The sequence below is a fragment of the Gordonia sp. PDNC005 genome, from assembly GCF_016919385.1.
GTDB lineage: Bacteria > Actinomycetota > Actinomycetes > Mycobacteriales > Mycobacteriaceae > Gordonia.
Map to the genome: position 1 here is coordinate 1,196,860 of NZ_CP070351.1, position 20,535 is coordinate 1,217,394.

General features: G+C 65.4%; 21 protein-coding genes. 12 read left to right on the plus strand and 9 right to left on the minus strand.

Annotated features, from left to right (window positions below; translation table 11 throughout):
* Positions 1 to 7: 7 nt before the first annotated feature.
* Positions 8 to 565: a dihydrofolate reductase family protein gene (locus JVX90_RS05625; RefSeq protein ID WP_205331433.1), complete on the plus strand. Its 558-nt coding sequence runs from the start codon at positions 8 to 10 to the stop codon at positions 563 to 565.
* On the opposite strand, the gene JVX90_RS05630 is transcribed toward JVX90_RS05625, so the two are convergent.
* Positions 473 to 2,164, minus strand: a complete 1,692-nt coding sequence (locus JVX90_RS05630) for an HNH endonuclease signature motif containing protein (protein ID WP_240194071.1) — start codon at positions 2,162 to 2,164, stop codon at positions 473 to 475. The genes JVX90_RS05625 and JVX90_RS05630 overlap by 93 nt on opposite strands.
* Before the next feature lie 206 nt (positions 2,165 to 2,370).
* On the opposite strand from JVX90_RS05630, the gene JVX90_RS05635 reads away from it, so the two are divergent.
* The 3 genes from JVX90_RS05635 to JVX90_RS05645 are packed head-to-tail and all read left to right on the plus strand — an operon-like array spanning position 2,371 to position 4,067.
* Positions 2,371 to 2,745, plus strand: coding sequence for a VOC family protein (locus tag JVX90_RS05635; RefSeq protein WP_205331434.1), 375 nt, complete (start codon positions 2,371 to 2,373; stop codon positions 2,743 to 2,745).
* A gap of 43 nt (positions 2,746 to 2,788) precedes the next feature.
* Entirely contained in the window at positions 2,789 to 3,298 is a 510-nt protein-coding gene (locus JVX90_RS05640; protein WP_205331435.1) for a GNAT family N-acetyltransferase, read from the plus strand.
* A 1-nt stretch (position 3,299) separates the two neighbouring features.
* Complete coding sequence (locus JVX90_RS05645) at positions 3,300 to 4,067, plus strand: crotonase/enoyl-CoA hydratase family protein (RefSeq protein WP_205331436.1); 768 nt, start codon at positions 3,300 to 3,302, stop codon at positions 4,065 to 4,067.
* 19 nt (positions 4,068 to 4,086) lie between these two features.
* Here the strand turns inward: JVX90_RS05645 and JVX90_RS05650 are convergent, their stop codons facing one another.
* Complete coding sequence (locus tag JVX90_RS05650; RefSeq protein WP_205331437.1) at positions 4,087 to 4,647, minus strand: Type 1 glutamine amidotransferase-like domain-containing protein; 561 nt, start codon at positions 4,645 to 4,647, stop codon at positions 4,087 to 4,089.
* Complete coding sequence (gene allB / locus JVX90_RS05655; RefSeq protein WP_205331438.1) at positions 4,648 to 6,021, minus strand: allantoinase AllB; 1,374 nt, start codon at positions 6,019 to 6,021, stop codon at positions 4,648 to 4,650. It abuts the gene before it with no gap.
* A gap of 222 nt (positions 6,022 to 6,243) precedes the next feature.
* Here allB and JVX90_RS05660 point away from each other — a divergent pair, with 222 nt between their 5' ends.
* On the plus strand, positions 6,244 to 7,749 hold the full coding sequence (locus JVX90_RS05660) for an NCS1 family nucleobase:cation symporter-1 (RefSeq protein ID WP_205331439.1): 1,506 nt from the start codon (positions 6,244 to 6,246) through the stop codon (positions 7,747 to 7,749).
* A gap of 24 nt (positions 7,750 to 7,773) precedes the next feature.
* On the plus strand, positions 7,774 to 8,496 hold the full coding sequence (locus JVX90_RS05665) for an aspartate/glutamate racemase family protein (protein WP_205331440.1): 723 nt from the start codon (positions 7,774 to 7,776) through the stop codon (positions 8,494 to 8,496).
* Between the two features lie 132 nt (positions 8,497 to 8,628).
* Here JVX90_RS05665 and JVX90_RS05670 read toward each other — a convergent pair whose 3' ends face one another.
* Positions 8,629 to 9,444, minus strand: a complete 816-nt coding sequence (locus JVX90_RS05670; protein ID WP_205331441.1) for a bifunctional allantoicase/(S)-ureidoglycine aminohydrolase — start codon at positions 9,442 to 9,444, stop codon at positions 8,629 to 8,631.
* Positions 9,441 to 10,715 (minus strand): aldolase, encoded by a 1,275-nt coding sequence (locus JVX90_RS05675; protein ID WP_205331442.1) that lies wholly within the window; start codon positions 10,713 to 10,715, stop codon positions 9,441 to 9,443. Before JVX90_RS05675 ends, JVX90_RS05670 begins: the two co-directional genes overlap by 4 nt.
* 163 nt (positions 10,716 to 10,878) lie before the next feature.
* On the opposite strand from JVX90_RS05675, the gene JVX90_RS05680 reads away from it, so the two are divergent.
* Positions 10,879 to 11,643: an IclR family transcriptional regulator gene (locus JVX90_RS05680; protein ID WP_205331443.1), complete on the plus strand. Its 765-nt coding sequence runs from the start codon at positions 10,879 to 10,881 to the stop codon at positions 11,641 to 11,643.
* Positions 11,644 to 11,771: 128 nt separating this feature from the next.
* On the opposite strand, the gene JVX90_RS05685 is transcribed toward JVX90_RS05680, so the two are convergent.
* Complete coding sequence (locus JVX90_RS05685) at positions 11,772 to 12,626, minus strand: alpha/beta fold hydrolase (RefSeq protein ID WP_205331444.1); 855 nt, start codon at positions 12,624 to 12,626, stop codon at positions 11,772 to 11,774.
* 43 nt (positions 12,627 to 12,669) lie between these two features.
* On the opposite strand from JVX90_RS05685, the gene JVX90_RS05690 reads away from it, so the two are divergent.
* From JVX90_RS05690 to JVX90_RS05710, 5 genes are all read left to right on the plus strand, one after another.
* On the plus strand, positions 12,670 to 12,948 hold the full coding sequence (locus tag JVX90_RS05690) for a 4a-hydroxytetrahydrobiopterin dehydratase (protein WP_205331445.1): 279 nt from the start codon (positions 12,670 to 12,672) through the stop codon (positions 12,946 to 12,948).
* A gap of 117 nt (positions 12,949 to 13,065) precedes the next feature.
* Positions 13,066 to 13,395: a PadR family transcriptional regulator gene (locus JVX90_RS05695; RefSeq protein ID WP_008378904.1), complete on the plus strand. Its 330-nt coding sequence runs from the start codon at positions 13,066 to 13,068 to the stop codon at positions 13,393 to 13,395.
* 1 nt (position 13,396) lies between these two features.
* Positions 13,397 to 13,753 (plus strand): DUF1048 domain-containing protein, encoded by a 357-nt coding sequence (locus JVX90_RS05700; RefSeq protein WP_205331446.1) that lies wholly within the window; start codon positions 13,397 to 13,399, stop codon positions 13,751 to 13,753.
* Positions 13,750 to 14,526, plus strand: a complete 777-nt coding sequence (locus JVX90_RS05705; protein WP_240194072.1) for an ABC transporter ATP-binding protein — start codon at positions 13,750 to 13,752, stop codon at positions 14,524 to 14,526. The genes JVX90_RS05700 and JVX90_RS05705 overlap by 4 nt, the downstream gene beginning before the upstream one ends.
* A complete protein-coding gene (locus tag JVX90_RS05710) occupies positions 14,523 to 15,299 on the plus strand; it encodes an ABC transporter permease (protein ID WP_205331447.1) in 777 nt (258 codons plus the stop codon). The genes JVX90_RS05705 and JVX90_RS05710 overlap by 4 nt, the downstream gene beginning before the upstream one ends.
* Before the next feature lie 126 nt (positions 15,300 to 15,425).
* Here the strand turns inward: JVX90_RS05710 and nuoN are convergent, their stop codons facing one another.
* Genes nuoN through nuoL form a run of 3 tightly spaced genes read right to left on the minus strand, consistent with a single transcriptional unit; the run spans position 15,426 to position 20,535 of the window.
* Entirely contained in the window at positions 15,426 to 17,090 is a 1,665-nt protein-coding gene (gene nuoN, locus JVX90_RS05715) for an NADH-quinone oxidoreductase subunit NuoN (RefSeq protein ID WP_205331448.1), read from the minus strand.
* Positions 17,087 to 18,613, minus strand: a complete 1,527-nt coding sequence (locus JVX90_RS05720) for an NADH-quinone oxidoreductase subunit M (protein WP_205331449.1) — start codon at positions 18,611 to 18,613, stop codon at positions 17,087 to 17,089. Before JVX90_RS05720 ends, nuoN begins: the two co-directional genes overlap by 4 nt.
* Positions 18,610 to 20,535, minus strand: a complete 1,926-nt coding sequence (gene nuoL / locus JVX90_RS05725; RefSeq protein WP_205331450.1) for an NADH-quinone oxidoreductase subunit L — start codon at positions 20,533 to 20,535, stop codon at positions 18,610 to 18,612. Before nuoL ends, JVX90_RS05720 begins: the two co-directional genes overlap by 4 nt.

Below are 20,535 nucleotides of genomic sequence, written 5' to 3' on the forward strand. Positions count from 1 at the left end.
CAGCCGCATGGGACTGTTGACCTACAGCATCAACGTCACACTCGATGGTTGTGTCGACCATCGAGAGGGCATCGCCGACGACGAGACCCACGCGTACTTCACCCGCCTCATGAACGACAGCGGCGCGATGCTGTGGGGCCGAGTCACGTACGAGATGATGGAGGACTACTGGCCCGCCGTGGCTCGCGGCGAGGTCGACGCGCCGCCCGCGCTCCAAGACTGGGCTCGTGCGCTGGAGTCGAAGGCGAAGTACGTCGTGTCGACCACGCGGACCGACTTTCCCTGGACGAACAGTCATCACCTCAGTGGTGATCTGCGGATCACTATCGGCGACCTCAAAGAGCGCACCCCTGACGGCGTGCTCGTCGGCAGTGTCTCCCTCGCTGCGGAACTCGACCGACTCGATCTGATCGACGAGTACAAGTTTCTCATTCACCCGATGATCGTCGGGCACGGCCCGACGCTCCACCAGTCAGGTCTGCCCACCACCCGCCGTCTTGAGCTGATCTCGGCGGAGCCGCTGACGAACGGCGCCATCGCAGTCCACTACCGCCGCTCGCGGTGATCCATAGCTCCTTGAGCGATCTTGCGAGTCAAAAAGCGGCGAGATGCGACTGGCAGGTAATGGGCATGGCGGTGTCCCCGCTTGACCAGCTCGGGCGGGGTACCGCACCACGTCGGCCCCTGGTGGGGTGGGCGGTCCAGGTGGTGGGGCCGGGATCCGGCAGGAGATCCATTTCTCGACAGCTGATCCGGACTTGGTGGCCCGGATGGCCGGGAGGAGTTTCTCGGGTTGGAGGGAGTGGTTGACTGTCCACGGCTGGTTGGAGCCGGTGGGTCGCCATCCGACGCGGCCTTTGAAGGGGCCGGTGGTGAGGATGGTGGTTTCCCACCCGCCGGATGTCTTCGCAACGCTCCGGTTGTGAGGACCGCAGGCCCCTCCAAGGTGGTCGATGTCGGTGGGGCCGCCGTCGTGCCAGTCGGGCATGTGGTGGGCTTGGGTGCGTGACCACGGGGTGGTGCAGCCGGGTGCGGTGCACCCGCGGTCCCGGCCGAACAACGCGAGGCGTTGGGCGAGGGATGCGAGGCGGCGGCCACGCCCGAAATACAAAATCTGCGAGGACTGGCCCTCGAAGACCTCGAGCCACGGTGTGGCGTCGGCTGCGATGTCGACCAGATCAGTGACGGGCAGACGCGTGCCGGTGGCGGTGACGGCAACCCCTGCCCGGTTCTCGAGGTCTTCGAGTGAGGCGGTGACTACGAGATGCGAGGGCAGGGCGACGGAGTCGCCGAGGGCGCCGTTGGCGAGAACGTGGTCGAGCATCGCCTCCAACGCGTCGTGGTTGCGCTGCAACTGGGAGCGGGTGTCCCGCTCACGCGCGGCGGAGAGTGCTTCGGCGTCGGCGCCGTAGGCGGCGCCGCGGGGTGACTCGGGGTCGTCGGGGTTGTTCATCCCGGGTTCTGCCCACAGGGTGAGGATTGCTTCGAGCTTGGCTCGAAGCGACGGCGACAGTTGTGCCCGGATCTTGGACATCAGGCGCTTGTCCTGCGGCTGGATCGCGAATCCTCGGGTCCGGGCGCGGTCGGCGTCGTCAGTCAACGATCCATCGGGGTCGAGGTGGGCCAGGATGCGGCGTCCGACTTCGCGGGTGCCCTCCGGGGTCAGTTCGCGGGACAGTTCGGCGAGCTCGGCCTCGGCACGAGCCTTGTCCCCTGCCGGGATGGCGGCGGGGATCTCCTCGATCACGGCGACGATCTCGTTGACGTGGTCGACTGAGAGGTCGCCGTCGGCGACCGCGGCTGCGGTGGCCGGAAGTGTCGGGTCGAGTTGGTCGCCGGAGTAGTTGTACATCGGGCTGATCGCCAACGCCGCGGCCAGGCGACGCTTACTTGCGCCGGCACCGAGGCGAAGCGCGGAGGTGAGGTACTTGCCCGGCGTCTGGGCGCCGGCCTTGCGGTACGCACCGCGGGTAGAGACCTCCGCGAAGAGGCGGGCGTCGACGCCGTCCGACCGGCGATGCGAACGTTCAAGAACATCCGCAGCGAGCAGGACATCGTCGTCGGTCATCGCCGTAAGCGACACCGACGAGAGCTTCGCGGCCACCGCATCCTGCAGGTGCGCCAGTTCGAGAGGCGAATCGGGTAGATCAAACGTGATGGTCATGGTGCTCGCCCCTTCAATGAGCCTTGGACCTTGTCCGGTTTTGCTGTTATTTCCATAATACTTCAATAGTGTTGAAAATCATAGTAGTATCGTCAGTTAGTTCGACATGAGCGAAGGCAAAGCGGACGGAAACTGGCCGGAATGGCTCCTATGGTCAGGGCATCAGCCCGATACGACGCCGACTGATCCGACTCCAGGGAGACACCGTGACCTTCGCAGCAACTCGCATCATCACCGACGACGTCGACGGACTCGTCGCCTTCTACGAGACCGTGACCGGCGGAGCCGTTGAGCGTCTGCATCCACTGTTCGCACAGCTGAACACGTCAATCGGAAACCTCGCGATCGCCAGTTCGGCCACCGCGAGTCTGCTGGGGGAGCGGGCCGTGGAACCGGCGGCCAACAGGTCCGTAGTGCTCGACTTCCTCGTGGCCGACGTCGACGCCGAGTATCGGCGCCTGCGGGGTGTCGTCACATCATTCGTCAACGAACCGACCGACATGCCGTGGGGCAACCGTTCGCTCCTCTTCCGCGACCCCGACGGCAATCTGGTCAACTTCTTCACACCGCTGAACGAGTGAAGCGAGGTCGGAACGTCGGTACGGCGCTCGGTAGGGTGGCAGGATGACTGTGACCCTCCGCGCGCAAGAGACCACCGATCTGGAGTTCCTGCACTCGCTGTTCAGCGATCCGGAGGTGGTCCGGTACTGGTTCGTCGAGCCGTACGTGACGCGCGCCGATTTCGAGGCCAAGTTCGAGGCGCGTCGCGGCGATCCGACGTCTCGCCGCTTCATCATCGATGACGACGGAGAAGCAGTCGGCATCGTCGAACTCGTCGACATCCGTCGTATCCATCGAAACTGCGAGTTCCAGATCATCGTCGCGCCCGGTCGCCAGGGGCATGGGTACGCGCAGACGGCCACCACACTCGTGCTCGACTACGCGTTCAACACCCTCAACCTCCACAAGGTGTATCTGCAGGTGGACGACGAGAACAAAGGCGCGATCCACGTGTACAGCAAGTGCGGCTTCCACGTGGAGGGGCACCAGCGAGACGAGTTCTGGGTCGACGGCGCTTACCACGACGTGACGCGGATGGCCGTGTTCGCCGACGACGCGCGGCCGCAAGCCTGACATGAGCGATGTCCGTGTGGAGCGCGACGGTGACGTCCTCGTCGTCGTGATGGATCGCGGTGACCGGCACAACGCGGTCGACGGTCCGATGGCCGCTCAGCTGGCGGCGGCGTTCCGTGACTTCGAGGAGTCGGACGCCAAGGTCGCGGTACTCGCAGGTGAGGGACCGTCGTTCTGCGCAGGCGCCGACCTCAAAGCAGTCGGAACGGAGCGAGGAAACTCGGTTACTCCGGACGGAGACGGACCCATGGGGCCGACGCGGTTCGATCTCGACAAGCCGGTGATCGCGGCGATCCACGGTCACGCCGTCGCCGGGGGACTCGAACTCGCCCTCTGGTGCGATCTGCGGGTGGCCGACGAGAGTGCAACACTCGGAGTCTTCTGCCGGCGATGGGGAGTGCCACTGATCGACGGCGGAACCGTTCGGCTTCCACGGCTCATCGGCCACAGTCGAGCGATGGACCTCATCCTCACCGGCCGTCCGGTCGACGCCACGGAAGCGTTGTCGTTCGGGCTGGTCAACAGGGTGGTGCCGGACGGCTCCGCGCGTGCCGCCGCCGTCGAACTCGCTCACGACATCGCGCGGATGCCGAACACGTGCATGCGCGGCGACCGTCGGTCGGCCCGTGACCAGTGGAGCCTCGACGAGGCATCAGCGCTCTCCTCGGAGTTCGAGGTCGGCATGACGTCACTCATGTCCGACGGCATCGGCGGCGCGGGCCGTTTTGCATCCGGCAAGGGCCGCGGCGGATCGTTCGACGACATCTGACGCCTTCGGTCCGGGCCTGTCAGGGACTTCGGATGACGCGAAGTGTCGAGTCGTGGATCTCAACGGCTTGGTCGTCGTCGACGGGCAGCAGCGGGAACCGCGGCCCGTAGATGCGCAGGGTCTCCGCGATCAACGATGACGGATACGCGGGAAGCATGCCACCCGCGTGAGGGACGACGACCTGATCGATCAGGCCGAATCCTGCGGTGCAGGCCAGGTCCGGAGCTTCGGTGGGATCGTCGAGGAGCCCGGCGGGCTCGATGTCCGGTCCGACGATCACCGAGCCGGCACTGAGCCCGATGTAGGGGAGACCTGCGCGCACTCTCTCCGAGAGCTCCAGGTCCATGCCTGAGCGTTGTAGATCGGCGAGAATTCGGAACGTGTTGCCGCCGCCCACGTAGACGGCGTCGACATCGCCGAAGCCGAAGTCGTCGACGGTCGTGTATCCGCGGTCCTCCAACAGTTCACGGCCTGCACCGGCGACGACGCCGATCCGTACGTCCGAAGCGGGTTTGGAAACACACTCGGCGACGAAACGCGTGAGCGCTCCGTCGCCGAGAGACAGCAGTAGCAGATGCAATTACACGTCGCCGCGACGCAGCATGCGACCCTGTGCGGTCTTGAAGTCGATCTTCTTTCCGCGCAGCCACGTGCTCTTGACGACGCCTGCCAGGGCGCGTCCGTCGTAGGGGCTGATCGGGTTCTTGTGGTGCAGTTTGTTGACGTCGACCACCTGGGCCGATTCCGGCTCGAAGATCGCGAAGTCGGCGTCGTAGCCGAGTGCGATGCGACCCTTGTTGTTCAGCCCTGCGAGAGCGGCCGGCTTGGCCGACATCCACTCCATGACCTGAGTGAGGGGGATTCCGCGCTTGCGAGCCTCGGTCCAGATCAGCGACAGGCCGAGCTGCAACGACGCGACGCCGCCCCAGGCGACACCGAAGTCGCCGTTCTCGACGTCCTTGAGGTCGATCGTCGACGGAGAGTGGTCGGAGACGATGCAGTCGATGGTGCCGTCTTCGAGGCCCTGCCAGAGGAGCTCGCGGTTCGACGCCTCGCGGATCGGCGGGCAGCACTTGAACGCGGTCGCACCGTTCGGGATCTCCTCTGCGAGCAGCGTGAGGTAGTGCGGGCAGGTCTCGACGGTGATCTTGACACCGTCGCGGCGGGCGGAGGCGATCATCGGCAAAGCGTCGGACGACGAGAGATGGAGCACGTGTGCCCGGGCGCCGGTCCAGCGAGCCCGCTCGATGACCTCGGCGATCGCCACGTTCTCCGCGCCGCGCGGGCGCGAGGCGAGGAACTGCGAGTACTGATTCCCCTCTGCGGTGGGGGCATGGTCGATTGCGCGGGAGTCCTCGGCGTGGACGATCATGAGTGAGTCGAACCCGGCCAGCTCGGCCATGTCCTCTTCCATCTCGTCGGCGGTGAGGTGCGGGAACTCGTCGACGCCGGAGTGGAGAAGGAAGCACTTGAAGCCGAAGACGCCTTCGTCGTGCAGGCCGCGCAGGTCGGCCTTGTTGCCGGGGACTGCACCGCCCCAGAATCCGACGTCGATGTGCGTCTTTCCTGCGGCGGCTGCGCGCTTGGCGTTGAGCGCCTCGACGTTGACCGTAGGCGGGATCGAGTTCAGCGGCATGTCGATGAGGGTGGTGACACCGCCCGCGGCTGCGGCGCGGGTCGCGGAGTCGAAGCCTTCCCACTCGGTGCGGCCGGGCTCGTTGACGTGCACATGGGTATCGACGAGCCCGGGGATCATCACCTGGTCGGACGTCAGCTCGATGACCTCGGCGCCGTCCAGTCCGCTGCCGAGCGGTTCGATCGCGACAACACGACCGCCGGTGATGCCGATCTCGCGTGCGACGATGCCAGCCGTGGTGAGGGTCTTCTCGCCTCGGACGACAAGATCGAATCGGGCCTGCGGTGCCTGTGTCGAATCGGCAGCGTCGTCGGTCATGGACGGGTCTCCTTAGCGAGATGAAAGTTCCTCATCGTGGAACTAGAAGTCTACTCAACGGAAATGGTAGATGTGACGGGAGACACCGGTCAAGGCGGCCCGGGGCTTGACAGTTTGGCCTAAGGTACGCGTTACTTATCGAACCTGTGGAATACTCTTTCCGCAGAGTGGAATACAGCGGTCGGCTCCCCGGCCACCGCCCCGAACGTGAAAGTTCTTCCCATGAGCACAGAGATGACCGAGCCGGTGGACGTCGTGTCGACCGTCAAGGACTCCGGATTCGTACCGAGCCCGGAGCTGTACAACGCCGACCTTGCCCCGACCAAACGCGAAGGGCGACGCTGGAACGCGTACAGCATCTTCACCCTGTGGGCCAATGACGTTCACAGCCTCGGCAATTACGGATTCGCACTGGGTCTGTTCGCGGCCGGCGGCCTCGGCGGCTGGCAGATCCTGCTGGCCCTCGGCCTCGGCGGAGCATTTCTCTTCCTGCTGCTCAACCTCTCCGGCTTCATGGGCGAGAAGACCGGCGTCCCGTTCCCGGTGATGAGCCGCATCTCGTTCGGCATCCGCGGAGCCCAGGTTCCCGCCCTGATCCGCGGCATCGTCGCCATCGCATGGTTCGGCGTCCAGACGTATCTGGCGTCGGTTGTGCTGCGAGTCATGATCGTGGCGCTGGCGCCGTCGGCCGGCACACTCGACACCAACGACTTCCTCGGCCTCTCCACTCTTGGCTGGATCTCGTTCGTCGGCCTGTGGATCATCCAGGTCTTCATCGTCAGTTACGGCATGGAGATGATCCGCAAGTACGAGGCCTTCGCCGGTCCGGTCATCCTGATCACCATGGTCGCGCTCGCGGCATGGATGTTGAACAAAGCAGACTGGTCGATCGCGTGGACCGCTCCCGACGCCAAGACCGGTGGCGCGATGTGGGCCAAGATCATCGGCGCTGCGAGCCTCTGGGTCGCGATCTACGGCACGTTCGTCCTCAACTTCTGCGACTTCACTCGTAGCGCGAAGTCGAAGGGCTCCATCGTTCGTGGCAACTTCGTCGGCATCCCGCTGAACATGCTGCTGTTCGGCGGCATTGTGGTGGTCCTCGCCGGCGGACAGTTCAAGATCGACGGCAAGGTCATCACGTCGGTCTCCGACATCGTCGAGACCGTCCCGAACACGTTCCTGCTGGTCCTGGCCTGCCTCGCCCTGCTGATTCTGACCGTCGCCGTAAATCTGATGGCCAACTTCGTCGCGCCGATCTACGCGCTGTCGAACCTGTTCCCGAAGGTTCTGAACTTCCGTCGTGCGGGCGTCGTCTCGGCCGTCATCGGCCTGGTGATCCTCCCTTGGAACCTGTACGACTCGCCGGCGGTGATCGACTACTTCCTCGGCGGCCTCGGTGCACTGCTCGGCCCGTTGTTCGGCATCGTGATGGCCGACTACTGGCTCGTCCGCAGGGGCAAGATCAACGTCCTGGATCTCTTCTCGATGGACGAGAACGGCGACTACCACTACACGAAGGGCGTCAATCCTCGTGCCGTGCTCGCGTTTGTGGTCACCGCGATCGTCGCGTTGCTGTTGGCATTCGTGCCGGCGTTCAAGGTGGTCGCGGACTTCTCCTGGTTCATCGGAGCCGGGCTCGGTGCGGTGGTCTACTTGGCCGTCGCCGATCGCCAGGGACCGTTCCGCGACGTCTCCGGTGAAGAGATCGCCGTCCAGAGCGCCCACTAGATCACCGTCACCGAAGGAGACTTGATGAGGATTCTTGTAGCCAACGTCAACACGACTCAGTCGATGACCGATGCCATCGCCGAGTCGGCGCGCGCCGTCGCCTCGCCGGGAACCGAGATCGTCGGCATCACGCCGCGTTTCGGCGCCGACTCGTGCGAAGGCAACTTCGAGAGCTACCTCGCGGCCATCGCAGTGATGGATGCGATCACCTCGTACTCGGAGCCGTTCGACGCCGTCATCCAGGCGGGATACGGCGAGCACGGTCGAGAGGGCCTGCAGGAGCTTCTCGACGTTCCTGTCGTCGACATCACCGAGGCCGCCGCGTCGACCGCGATGTACCTCGGCCACAAGTACTCGGTCGTCACGACGCTCGATCGCACCGTTCCGCTCATCGAGGATCGGCTCAAGCTCGCGGGACTCGACGCTCGCTGCGCATCGGTCCGTGCGTCCGGGCTCGGTGTCCTCGAACTCGAGTCCGATCCGGACCGGGCCGTCGAGGCGATCGTCGCTCAGTCCCGAGAAGCCGTCGAATCCGATCACGCCGAGGTGATCTGCCTCGGGTGCGGCGGAATGGCAGAACTCGAAGAACGCGTGCGCGAGGCGACGGGTGTCCCGATCGTCGACGGAGTTCGCTCGGCCGTCACGATCGCGGAAGGCCTTGTCCGCATGGGACTCTCGACGTCTAAGGTACGGACATACGCGCAACCGCGTGAGAAGAAGGTCATCGGCTGGCCGTTCACGATCTGACGACCACAGCGACCACAACGAAGCCGGGCATCCCCTCCCAGGTGCCCGGCTTCGTTGTGCTCTGACCACGGCTGCTGCCGAGATGGAAACTGCCCGGCACGCTGTCGCGTGCCGGGCAGTGTCTGTGGGGCGTCAGAGCGTGATCTGGCGGTTGACGTCCTTGTAGAGGAGATAGCGGAAGTTCGACGGCCCGCCGGCGTAGCAGGCCTGCGGGCAGAAGGCTCGCAGGGACAGGTAGTCGCCTTCCTGGACCTCCACCCAGTCCCCGTTGAGGTGGTAGACGGCTTTGCCCTCGAGCATCAGCAGGCCGTGTTCCATCACGTGGGTCTCGGCGAACGGAATCGTCGCGCCGGGTTCGAACGTGACGACGTTGACGTGCATGTCGTAAGCGAGGTCCTGCGGGTCGAGCATGCGGGTGGTGCGCCACTTGCCGTCGGTGCCGGGCATCGCGGAGGGCTCGATGTCCTGCTCGTTGCCGAACTTGACGGACGGCGTGTGGCCCTCGGCGGGCTCGTAGCGCTTGCGGATCCAGACGAACGTCGCGGGAGCGTCGCCGTCGTTGCGAGACGACCAGACAGTGCCTGCCGGAAGGTAGGCGAAGCCGCCCTCGGTGAGGGTCTCGGTCTGGCCTGCGGCGACGACGGTGAGGGTGCCGGACGTGACGAACACGAAGCCCTCGACCTCTGCCTGCGGCTCCGGACGCTCGGCGCCGCCACCGGGCGCCACCTCGACGATGGCCTGGAAGAAGGTGGTCGCGCCACCCGCGACAGGACGGTTGATGATCCACGCGCGGGTGTCGGTCCACTCGGGGAACACCGAGGTCACGATGTCGGAGAGGACTCCGCGGGGGATCACCGTGTACGCCTCGGTGACGATCGCGCGGTCGGTGAGCAGATCAGTCTGCGGGGGCAGTCCGCCGCGAGGGGTGTAGTACGACGCTGAGGTCACTGTTCTCTCCTGGTGGTGGTGGTCGCGCGGCCCAGGGCTGTGTCGCGGACGGTGGACATCGGAAGGTCTGTCGCCGACTCGGCCTCATCGGCGGTCACCGCGCCGCAGGTGACGCCGCGGTTGATGACGGCGGCGAGGGCACGCGCGGTGGCCGGCTCGTCGAGGATCGTCGAGTCGAGCTTGTGCACGTAGTTGCGGAGACGTGTCGCCGCCGGGCCGAAGCCGTCGCGGTAGAACGCGTATGTGGCGAGGAACCGGGTCACGAGCTGCGCGGGGTGCAGGTCCCAGCCCTGGTAGATGCCGCGTTCGAGGTGTCGGCGCACCAGTCGGGCGTGCAGCTTCCAGGCGTGGGCCACGGTGTCGGTGTCGCCGATCGGCAGGATGTTGGTCGAGCCGTCGGACATGTGGACGCCGGTGCCCGCGACGGCGAGCTGCATGACGTTCTTCGCATGGTCGGCCGCGGGGTGTTCCATCGACTGGTATGCGGCCGCGATGCCGAGCGATGCGGAATAGTCGTAGGTGCCGTAGTGAAGGGAGCTGACGCGTCCGTCGCCTACATGAATCATGCGGGCCACGGGTGCGCTGCCGTCGGCGCCGAGGATGGACTGCGGCGTCTCGACCTGCACCTCGAAGCGGATGCGGTGGTCGGGCAGATTGTGCTCGGACTCCAGGGTCTCGGCGACGAGCACCATCGCCTCCACCTGGTCGACAGAGGTGACCTTGGGGAGGGTGAGGGTGAGGCCGTCGGGCAGTCCGCCGGTCTCCATCAGCCCGCCGATGAACAGATCGAGGGTACGCAGACCGCGTCGACGCGTCGGGGTCTCGAAGCACTTGAACCTGGTGCCGACGAACGGCGTCGACGTTCCGGTGTCCAGTGCGATCCGGAGGCGACTGACGGCTTCGGCGACGTCGGCGTCCTCGGTGGTGTCGCCGCGGTTGCCGTAGCCGTCCTCGAAGTCGATGCGGAGGTCTTCGATGGGCTCGGTCGTCAGTTTGCGGGCGACGAGTTCGGCGAGGGTGTCGGCGGTGTCCGTGCTGCCGATCATCGCGGCGACGGCGTCGAGGCCGCCCGCGTTCTGGGCGGCGTCCAGTGCTGCCGCGCCCCACTCCTGCGGCATGGTCGCCGTGTAGCGGTCGCCGGGCAGGTAGACGGTGTGGATCGGCTGGCGTCGTCCGTCGTCGCCGGGGTATTGCGCCTTCAGTGCGGCGTCTGCCGATGTGAGACGGCGATCGACGTCGTCGAGCAGTGCGTCGTCGAGATGTCGGGTCACAGTGGTGGCCTCCCGGTTGGCATTGTCGTGCGGAATCGGAATCAGAATTCCACGATGTGGAGTTTACTGTGAATGGGGTCGAATACACAAGGATTCGCCGGTCTTCTTGTTGATCGCCGATTCCGCATTGCGGAACGAATCATGAGCGTGTTGAATGAACCGCATGGCGGATGGCAGGTCGGGCGGCGTTCAATCGGTGGAACGCGCCTTCGAGCTCATGGAACTGATCGGTCGTGCTGGCGGGGAGTGTTCGCTGACGGAACTGTCGTCCGAGTCGCCGCTTCCACCTCCCACGATCCACCGACTTCTCCGAACGCTGGTCGGCATCGGCTATGTGAGGCAGCTTCCCAATCGTCGCTACTCGCTCGGTCCGCGGCTCATTCGCCTGGGTGAGGTCGCGAATCGGCAGTTGGGCGCCGTGGCGGGCCCTGTTCTCCAAGCGCTCGTCGACGAACTGTCCGAGACGGCCAGCCTCGCCGTCCTCGACGGCGACATGGTGATCTACACCGGCCAGGTCGCGTCGTTGCACAGCATGCGCACGAACAACGAGATCGGGCGTCGAGTGAACTTGCACAACTCCGGCGTCGGCAAAGCCGTTCTCGCCGAGCTCGACGACGCGCGGATTCTGAAGCTCGTGACGCAGGCCGGCCTTCCGGCGGCCACCGAGAACAGTGTGACCACGTTGTCGTCCGTCTTCGCCAACGTGGAGAAGGTGCGAGCCGACGGCTTCGCCGTCGATGAACAGGAGCAGGAGATCGGTGTTCGGTGCATCGCGATGGCCGTGCCCGGCGCGCCGACGCCGATGGCCATCGGCATCTCCGGTCCCGAAGCGCGCATGGACGCGGATCTGCTGAAACGGGCGGTCCCGGCTCTCCGACGCGCGACCGACGTGATCTCCGAAGCCCTCATCGGCGCTCGGGAGGAGTAGGCGCGGCATCGAGTAGTCGGCAGATCTGTCGTGGGTGGGAAAGCGTAGGTGGAGCGGCCGCGGTGTCAGGGCTATGGACACGGCCGCCGATCGTTCCATGGGGCTCGCGCGGGCGGTCGGCTCGTAGGTCACGAGAGTTTTGACGACTCCGACGTGAGACGCCTGATCGCGGGCAGAACGACGTCCCACGTGTGCGGCGGCGGAATCTCGTGCCCAACTCCGGCCAACTGTAGAAACCGGGATCCGGGGATCATCGCGGCAAGCGCGTGGCCGTGCTCAACCGGGAACATCGGGTCGTCCACGCTGTGAACGACGAGCGTCGGCGCGGAGATCTCGGCAGGGTCGACGCCGTCGGCCGGACGCGCGACGAAGTGGTTGGACATCGACGACTCCATGTTCGCGGTGCGGCGCACCTCGAGGGATGCGATGTGCCGGACGCGTGCTTCGTCGAATCGTCCTGGGCAGGCGTAGGGCCGTTCGGCGTCGACGCGATAGTCGATCACCGAGTCCACATCGGCCCAGTCGATCGCGGGCGTGGGTTCGGTCCAGGTGGCGGCGACTGCGGCGGTCGGGCCGGGCAGTGATCCGTGGTCGCCTCCGGACGGGCTCGACTCGATGAGAGTCACCGACGCGACACGATCCGGGCGGCTCACGGCGAGTGCCTGCGCGATTCCGCCGCCCATCGACATGCCGACGAGGTGAGCGCGCTTGATGTCGAAGGCGTCGAGGACTGCCAGGGCGTCGCCCACCAGGTCGTCGCCCGTGTACTCGGGGCGGCCAGGTGGGGACTGCGATGACCGGCCGGTGTCGCGGTGGTCGTAGCGGATCACCTGGAGAACTCCGGCGCTGAGGGCATTGCAGAACTCGGGTGTCCACCAGTCCATCGACTGTGCGCCGCCGGCGATCAGCAGGACGGCCGGCGCATCAGTGGAGCCACGTCGGTCAGCGGCGAGATCGATTCCATCTACGTGCAGCATCGTCATGGGAGGCCTTTCGAGACTCTCTCCATCGTGTCATCGTGGAGTGATGGGTGGCGAAGATTTGACGACAGCAGGGTGGACGGCGACGCCCGACGGGCTCGTCGCCCGGTTCCGCACCGGAACAATGGTCCGCGGTCTCGAATTCGTGACGCGCGTCGTCGCGGCTGCGGAGGCGGCGAATCATCACCCCGACATCGACTTCCGGTACGGGGCGGTGGCACTGACGCTCATGACGCACGATGCCGGCGACGAGATCACCGAGCTCGACCATCTGCTTGCGCGCGAGATCACAAACATCGCATCCAGTTTGGACATATCGTCCTGATGTCCTGCTGAACCACGGCCCCGCACGATCTGTACGAACGTGCGGGGCCTCTTGCCATCTCACTAATCAGCGTTACTATGTACTGGTAGTCAACATCACTTAGTAGTGGGAGGGGTTGTGGGAAAACAGATCACCGAGATGCTCAAAGGCACGCTCGAAGGAATCGTTCTCGCGGTGCTGGCGGTTGCGCCGGCATACGGGTACGAGATCACCGCGCGACTGCGCGACGAGGGTTTCGCCGACATCGCGGAAGGCACTGTCTACGCATTGCTGGTCCGCATCGAGAAGCGCGGCATCGTCGACGTGGAAAAGGTCCCGTCGGAGAAGGGGCCGCCGCGAAAGGTCTACTCGCTCAACGACGCCGGGCGAGCGGAGCTCGACGAGTTCTGGCGCACATGGACATTCCTGTCCGACCGAATCGAACATCTGCACCGAGGAGCCAACTGACATGTCCATCATCAGCAAGATCGTCGGCGACAAGAAGCGCTACCGCGCCTACCAGGCGCGAGTCGCGGCTCTGCCGACACCACACCGCGAGGCCGTTGAAGCACTCGCTCGGTATCTCATGTACTTCGGGCCCGGCGACAGCGACAACCTGACGTCGATGCTCGAAGACCTCACCGATCTGTTCGAGCAGAGCGTGGCCGACGGCGTCGACGTCCGCAGCATCGTCGGGGACGACCCGGTCGAGTTCGCCGAAGACTTCCAGCGCAACTACCCCGAAGGTCAGTGGATCGGCCGCGAGCGCGACCGCCTCAACGACACGATCACCAAGGCCGTCGGCGATGAGGGGACACCGCGATGACCACCACCGACAATGCGATCAGCGTGCGTGGGCTGACCAAGAAATACGGTGACCACGCAGTGCTCAACGGTGTCGACCTGGACGTCGCCAAAGGCTCGGTTCTTGCGCTGCTCGGATCCAACGGCGCCGGGAAGACCACCCTCGTCAAGGTCCTCGCCACCGTCCTGTCGGCCGACACCGGTACCGCGACCGTCAACGGTCACGACGTAGCGCAGCAGGCGCGCAGTGTTCGCCAAGCGATCAGCCTCACCGGGCAGTTCGCCGCCGTCGACGAGATACTGACGGGCCGCGAGAACCTCGTGCTCATCGCGCGCCTGCGTCACCAACCAGATCCGGGAGCGGTCGCAGACAGACTGCTCACCCGATTCGGCCTGACCGACGCGGCATCTCGTCGAGTCGGCACCTACTCGGGCGGCATGCGGAGACGCCTCGACATAGCGATGAGCATGATCGGTGACCCGCCGATCGTGTTCCTCGACGAGCCGACGACCGGACTGGATCCACAGGCCCGCATCGACGTGTGGAACTCCGTCCGGGAACTCGCCGACGGGGGGACGACGGTCCTCTTGACCACGCAGTACCTCGACGAAGCCGAGCAACTCGCGGACCGGATCGCGATCCTCCACGAGGGGCGGATCATCGTCGACGGCACACTCGCCGACCTCAAACGGCTCCTGCCGCCCGCAGAAGTCGAGTACATCGAGAAGCAGCCGACGCTGGAGGACGTGTTCCTCGCGGTGATCGGCGACGACGACCTGAGGAGGTCGGCATGACCACTCAAACTCTCGGCTCGACAGTCGTCTCAGACACGTTGACCCTTCTCGGTCGGTCGCTGCGCCACATCACGCGAAGCGTCGACACCGTGATCACGACGACGGTCATGCCGATCGCGTTCATGCTGCTGTTCGTCTACGTCTTCGGCGGGGCGATCGACACCGGTGCCCAGCGCTATGTCGACTATCTGCTGCCCGGGATCCTGTTGATAACCATCGCGTCGGGCGTCGCCTACACCGCGTTCCGGCTGTACCAGGACATGCAGGGCGGAATCGTCGAACGGCTGGTGTCCATGCCGATCAGTCGGACCAGCGTCCTGTGGGCCCACGTCTTCACGTCGATGGTGGCGAACGCGGTGTCAGTCCTGATCGTGCTGATCGTGGCCGCCGCCATGGGCTTCCGCACGAGCGCCGGGCCGGCAGCGTGGTTGGCCGTCGTGGGCATTCTCGCCCTGTTCACCCTCGCGATGACGTGGCTCGCCGTGATCCCTGGGCTCACCGCGAGTTCACCCGACGGGGCGACGGCGTTCTCCTACCCGCTGATCCTGTTGCCGTTCGTCAGTTCGGCGTTCGTCCCGACGGCGGGAATGCCCGGTCCGGTGCGGGCCTTCGCGGAGAACCAACCGGTCACCGCGATCGTCGACGCGATCCGCAATCTCTTTGCACAGCAACCCGTCGGCAGCAGCATCTGGATCGCTCTCGGCTGGTGCATCGCGCTGCTGGCCACCGCATATGGCGTCGCCATGCTCGTCTACCGTCGCAAGATGCGGTGACGACCAAGACGTTCGTAAGCGAATTGTCGTCCAACCCATACCGCTCAGGTGAAGCAGTGCTTCGACAAAGCCTGTCTGCCCTGAGCGGTAATGGTTGAACGACCCGGCGGATCAGAGCCGTGGAGGTCAACCGAGGAAAGTCGCCACATCGTGGGAGATGTCGAGCAACCAGGCGGGAACGACGCCGAGAGCGATCGTGAGACCCACGCTGATCGCGATCGGGATCGTGGTCAGCAGGCTCGGTTGAGCGACGGTGGGAGCACCCTCCGGGGGATCCGAGAAGAACATCGCGACGATCACCCGCACGTAGAAGTAGGCGGCGATCGCGCTGCACACCACTCCGACGATCACCAGCGGCCATGCGCCGTCCTGTCCTGCGGCGGAGAACACCGCGAACTTGCCGATGAACCCGCCGGTGAGCGGGATGCCCGCGAACGACAGCAGGAGGATCGACATCATGGTGCCCACCAGGGGATGCTCACGACCGAGTCCGGCCCACGCGCGAAGGTCGGACTCCTCCCTGCCGGTCAGATCGCGCACCACGCTGATGAGCGCGAAGGCGCCGAATGCGGAAACCGCGTACACGGCGATGTAGAAGAGAGTGCCCGCGAGGGCGTCCCGCGAGAGAGTGATCGCTCCGACGAGGGCGAAACCGACGTGACTCACCGACGAATACGCCAGCATGCGTTTGCAGTCCCGTTGGGTGACTGCCATGAACGTCGCGACAACCATCGTGGCGATCGTGATCGTCCACAGCGCGGGGCGCGCGATATCGGCGAGATCGGGGAACCCGACATGCAGCACCCGGAGCAGTGCGCCGAAAGCGGCCGCCTTCGTCGCGGATGCCATCAACGCGGTGACCGGAGACGGCGCGCCCTGGTAGACGTCCGGAACCCAGGACCCGAAGGGGACGGCCCCGACCTTGAACAGCAGGCCGGCGGCGATCAATACCAGCGCGATCACACCGAACGTGCGATCATCAGCGGTCTGCAACGACTGGCCGACGTCCCGCAGCGACAGCGACGCGCTCGCGCCGTAGGCGAAAGCGGTCCCGAACAGGAAGATCGCCGACGCGAACGCGCCGAGCAGGAAGTACTTGAGCGACGCCTCCTGAGACAGCAATCGGCGACGTCGAGCCAGGCCGCACAGCACATACAGTGGCAACGACAGCACTTCGAGCGCGATGAACATCGTCAGCAGATCTCCGCACGAACCGAACAGCATCATGCCGCCCACCGCGAACAGCGTGAGCGGATACACCTCGGTCGTCAGGAACCCGGCGCGACCAGCGGCGAGTTCGTCCGTTGAACCCGGCACGGTGGCACCGGACGGAGTGAATGCGTCAGCCGTCAGGTCGGCGTCGGATCCCGCACCTGCGTCGTCGAGCGGAGTCGAGACGTATCCCGCCGCCACCGGCGTGCCCGTCGCGGTCCGGACCTCTGCGGGCGCCCACACCCTGTCGAGGCGTCGTTCGCCCATGAACGCGACGGCTCCTAGCGCGACGACGAGCACAACTGCCTGTACGAACAGGCCAGGCCCGTCTATCAGGACCGCGCCGGACATGAGGGTCCGTTGCTGCGGGGAATCCGTTGTGGCGGTGTGCGCGACGAATCCCAGCGCGACCATCGCGGCGACGATGCCGGCACACGACAGTCCGAGCTGAATGCGGTACCGCGCCTCACTTCGAGCGAAGGCCTCCACGAGCACGCTGACAACGGCGACTCCGAACACGATCAGCATCGGCGAGAGCCGGTAGTAGTCGATCGAGGGAAGCAGGAGTCCGTCGGTCATCGATCTGCTCCGTCGTTCGCAGTGGTCGAGGTGGTTGCGGGTGCTGCTGGATCAACGAAGTCCAGGATGATCCGCGGGAAGAAGCCGAGAACGAACAACAGAACAATCAACGGTGCGACCACGAGCTTCTCCCGCACACCGAGGTCAGTGATCTGTTCGTCGGCGCTGTCCGGGGCAGGTCCTCCCATCATTCGCTGGTACGTCCAGAGGATGTAGACCGCCGACAGGACCAACGCGACCGAAGCGATCACGGCCGCCGCGGGATACCGCACGAATGTGCCGATGAGGACCAAGAACTCGCTGATGAACGGCCCCAAACCGGGAAGTGACAGGGTGGCCAGACCAGCGATCAGGAACGTCCCCGACAGCACCGGTGCGAGGCGCTGCACGCCGCCGTAGTCGCTGATCAACGAACTGCCGCGACGCGAGACGAGGAATCCTGCGATGAGGAACAGGGCAGCTGTCGAGATGCCGTGGTTGACCATGTAGAGAGTGGAACCCGCGTGGCCCTGGTCGGTGAGTGCGAAGACGCCGAGCACGATGAATCCGAAGTGGGAGATGGACGTGTAGGCGATGAGTCGCATCACGTCGGTCTGTCCGATCGCCATCACAGCGCCGTAGACGATGCTGACGACCGCAAGAGTGCACAGCACCGGGGCGAAGGTCTCCGAGGCGTCGGGGAACAGTCCGACGCAGTATCTCAGCATCGCGAACGTGCCGACCTTGTCCATCACCGCCATCATCATCACGGCCGCAGCCGGCGTGGTGGAGACGGCGGCATCGGGCAGCCACGTGTGCAGCGGCCACAGCGGTGCCTTCACGGCGAACGCGAACACGAAGCCCGCGAACAGCAGGTTCTGTGTGGTCGGCGACATCTCGAGGGTGCCGTCGGCGACTGCCGTGGAGATCGACTCGAAGCTGAACTTGCCTGCGACGACGTACAGGCCGATCACCGCGGCGAGCATGATGAGTCCGCCGAACAGGTTGTACAGCAGGAACTGCACGGCTGCCCGTGATCGTTCGGCACGTACTCCGGGCCCCTTCGTCCCGAAGCCGCCGATCAGGAAGTACATCGGGATCAACATCGCCTCGAAGAAGACGTAGAACAACAGCACATCGGTCGCGACGAAGCTCATCAGCACCATCGCCTCGACCGAGAGCAGCAGGGCGACGTAGATGTGGACGGTCTTGCCGACCGGTCCGTCTGCGTCCCGCCACCCGGCAAGCAACAGGAGGGGAGTGAGGACCGTGGTGAGAAGGATCAGCGCGAGTCCGACGCCGTCCAACCCGAGGGAGTAGCGAGCTCCGAACTGTGGGATCCAGCTCAGATCTTCGGTCATCTGGAATCGCCGGCCGCCGGGTTCGAATCGAGCCGCCACGATCAGCGACCACACCAGCACCAGCAGCGCTGCGCCGACGCCGATCACCTTCGCGTTGTGGGCGCGGTCCGCTGGCAGGAACATCACCACGGCGGATGCGACCGCGGGGAGCAGCCACAACACGGTGAGCCACGGCATCGTCATAGGACGTTCACCACCATCGTCAACGCGGCGATCACCACGGTTCCGGCGAGGATCGACAGAGCGTACGAGCGGACGAACCCGTTCTGGGCCCGCCGGGCGACGGTGGACGTGCCGGTGACGGCCGTGCCGATGCCTGTCGGAACAGCGCTGAGGCCACGTTCGTCCACCATCACCAGGCCGGCCGTCGCGAGTGCTCCCGGGCCTGCGAACACCTTCTCGTTGAAGGCGTCGCCGAACAGGTCCGCGCGTGCTGCGACAGTCAGCATCGAGACGTCGTCCGGCGGTGTCTCGGGGACCGATTGTCGCCCGTACTTGGCCCATGCGACGGCGGCGCCCGCGACGACACACACGAGGACGATGGTCGTGACGGCCCACGCCGGGACGGAACCGTGGTGCTCGGGCGCCTCGCCGACAACAGGGGCGAGCCAGTCCTTCAACGAACCGCCGATCGCGAGGAGCGCGCCTGCACCGACCGAACCGATCGCGAGCACGATCATCGGGGCGGTCATCGATGCGGACGACTCGTGCGGGTGCGCGTCGTCACGCCACCTGGCTGGACCGAAGAACGTCAACACCATCACGCGGGTCATGTAGAACGCGGTGATCGCGGCACCGAGAACCGTCGCACCGCCGAGCAGCCATCCGCGGACACCTCCCTCGGCGAGCGCGGCTTCGATGATGCCGTCCTTCGAGAAGAACCCGGAGAACGGCGGCACTCCGATGATCGCGAGGTATCCGAGGCCGAACGTGGCGAACGTGATCGGCATCGCCGTCCGAAGCCCGCCGAAGCGGCGCATGTCCGTCTCGTCGTTCATCGCGTGCATCACCGAACCCGCGCCGAGGAACAGTCCGGCTTTGAAGAAGCCGTGTGTGAGCAGGTGCAGAATTGCAACTGCGTAGCCGGCTGGCCCGAGACCCGCCGCAAGGATCATGTAGCCGATCTGGCTCATCGTCGACGCCGCCAGCGCCTTCTTGATGTCGTCCTTCGCGCAGCCGATGATCGCACCGAACAGCAGCGTGACAGCGCCGACCACGGTGACCGCGGTCTGCGCGTTGGGCGCGAGGTCGAAGACCGGGCCCGACCGACTGATCAGGTAGACGCCCGCGGTGACCATCGTCGCGGCGTGAATCAGCGCCGACACCGGAGTCGGGCCCTCCATCGCGTCGCCGAGCCACGCCTGCAGCGGCACCTGCGCCGACTTGCCGCAGGCTGCGAGCAACAACATGAATCCGATGCCGGTGACCGCGGCGTCGCTCGCGTCGGTGGCGCCGGTGAACACGGTGTCGAAGTCGACGGACCCGAAGGTCGAGAACATGATCATCATCGCGATCGCCAACCCCATGTCGCCGACACGGTTCATCACGAACGCCTTCTTCGCGGCGGTCGCCGCAGACGGCTTGTGCTGCCAGAAGCCGATGAGCAGGTACGACGCGACTCCCACGCCTTCCCAGCCGAGGTAGAGACCGAGGTAGTTGTTCGCGAGGACGAGCAGGAGCATCGCCGCGACGAAGAGGTTCAGGTACGCGAAGAACCGTCGACGGTCCGGATCGTCGGCCATGTATCCGAGCGAGTACACATGGATCAACGTGCCGACCACGGTGATCAACAGGACGAAGCACATCGACAGCTGATCGAGTTGCAGGCCAAAATCGACTCGGAGGCTGCCGACCGGAACCCACGAGTACAAGTCGTTCGAAACGGTGCGTTCGCCGACGTCACGGCCGATCATCGAGATCCACGCGACGACCGCAGCAATCGCAGAGCCCGCGGCGAGTGCCGTCGCGACCAGCGGACCCCAGGTGTCGGCCGCCGGTCGTCGCTCTGTGGTCGGGGGACGACTGTGCTCAAGGAGCGGCGGAACCAGGAGGAGTAGCACCGCGCCGAGGGCGGGCAATGCGGGGATGATCCAGAGTTGTGTCAC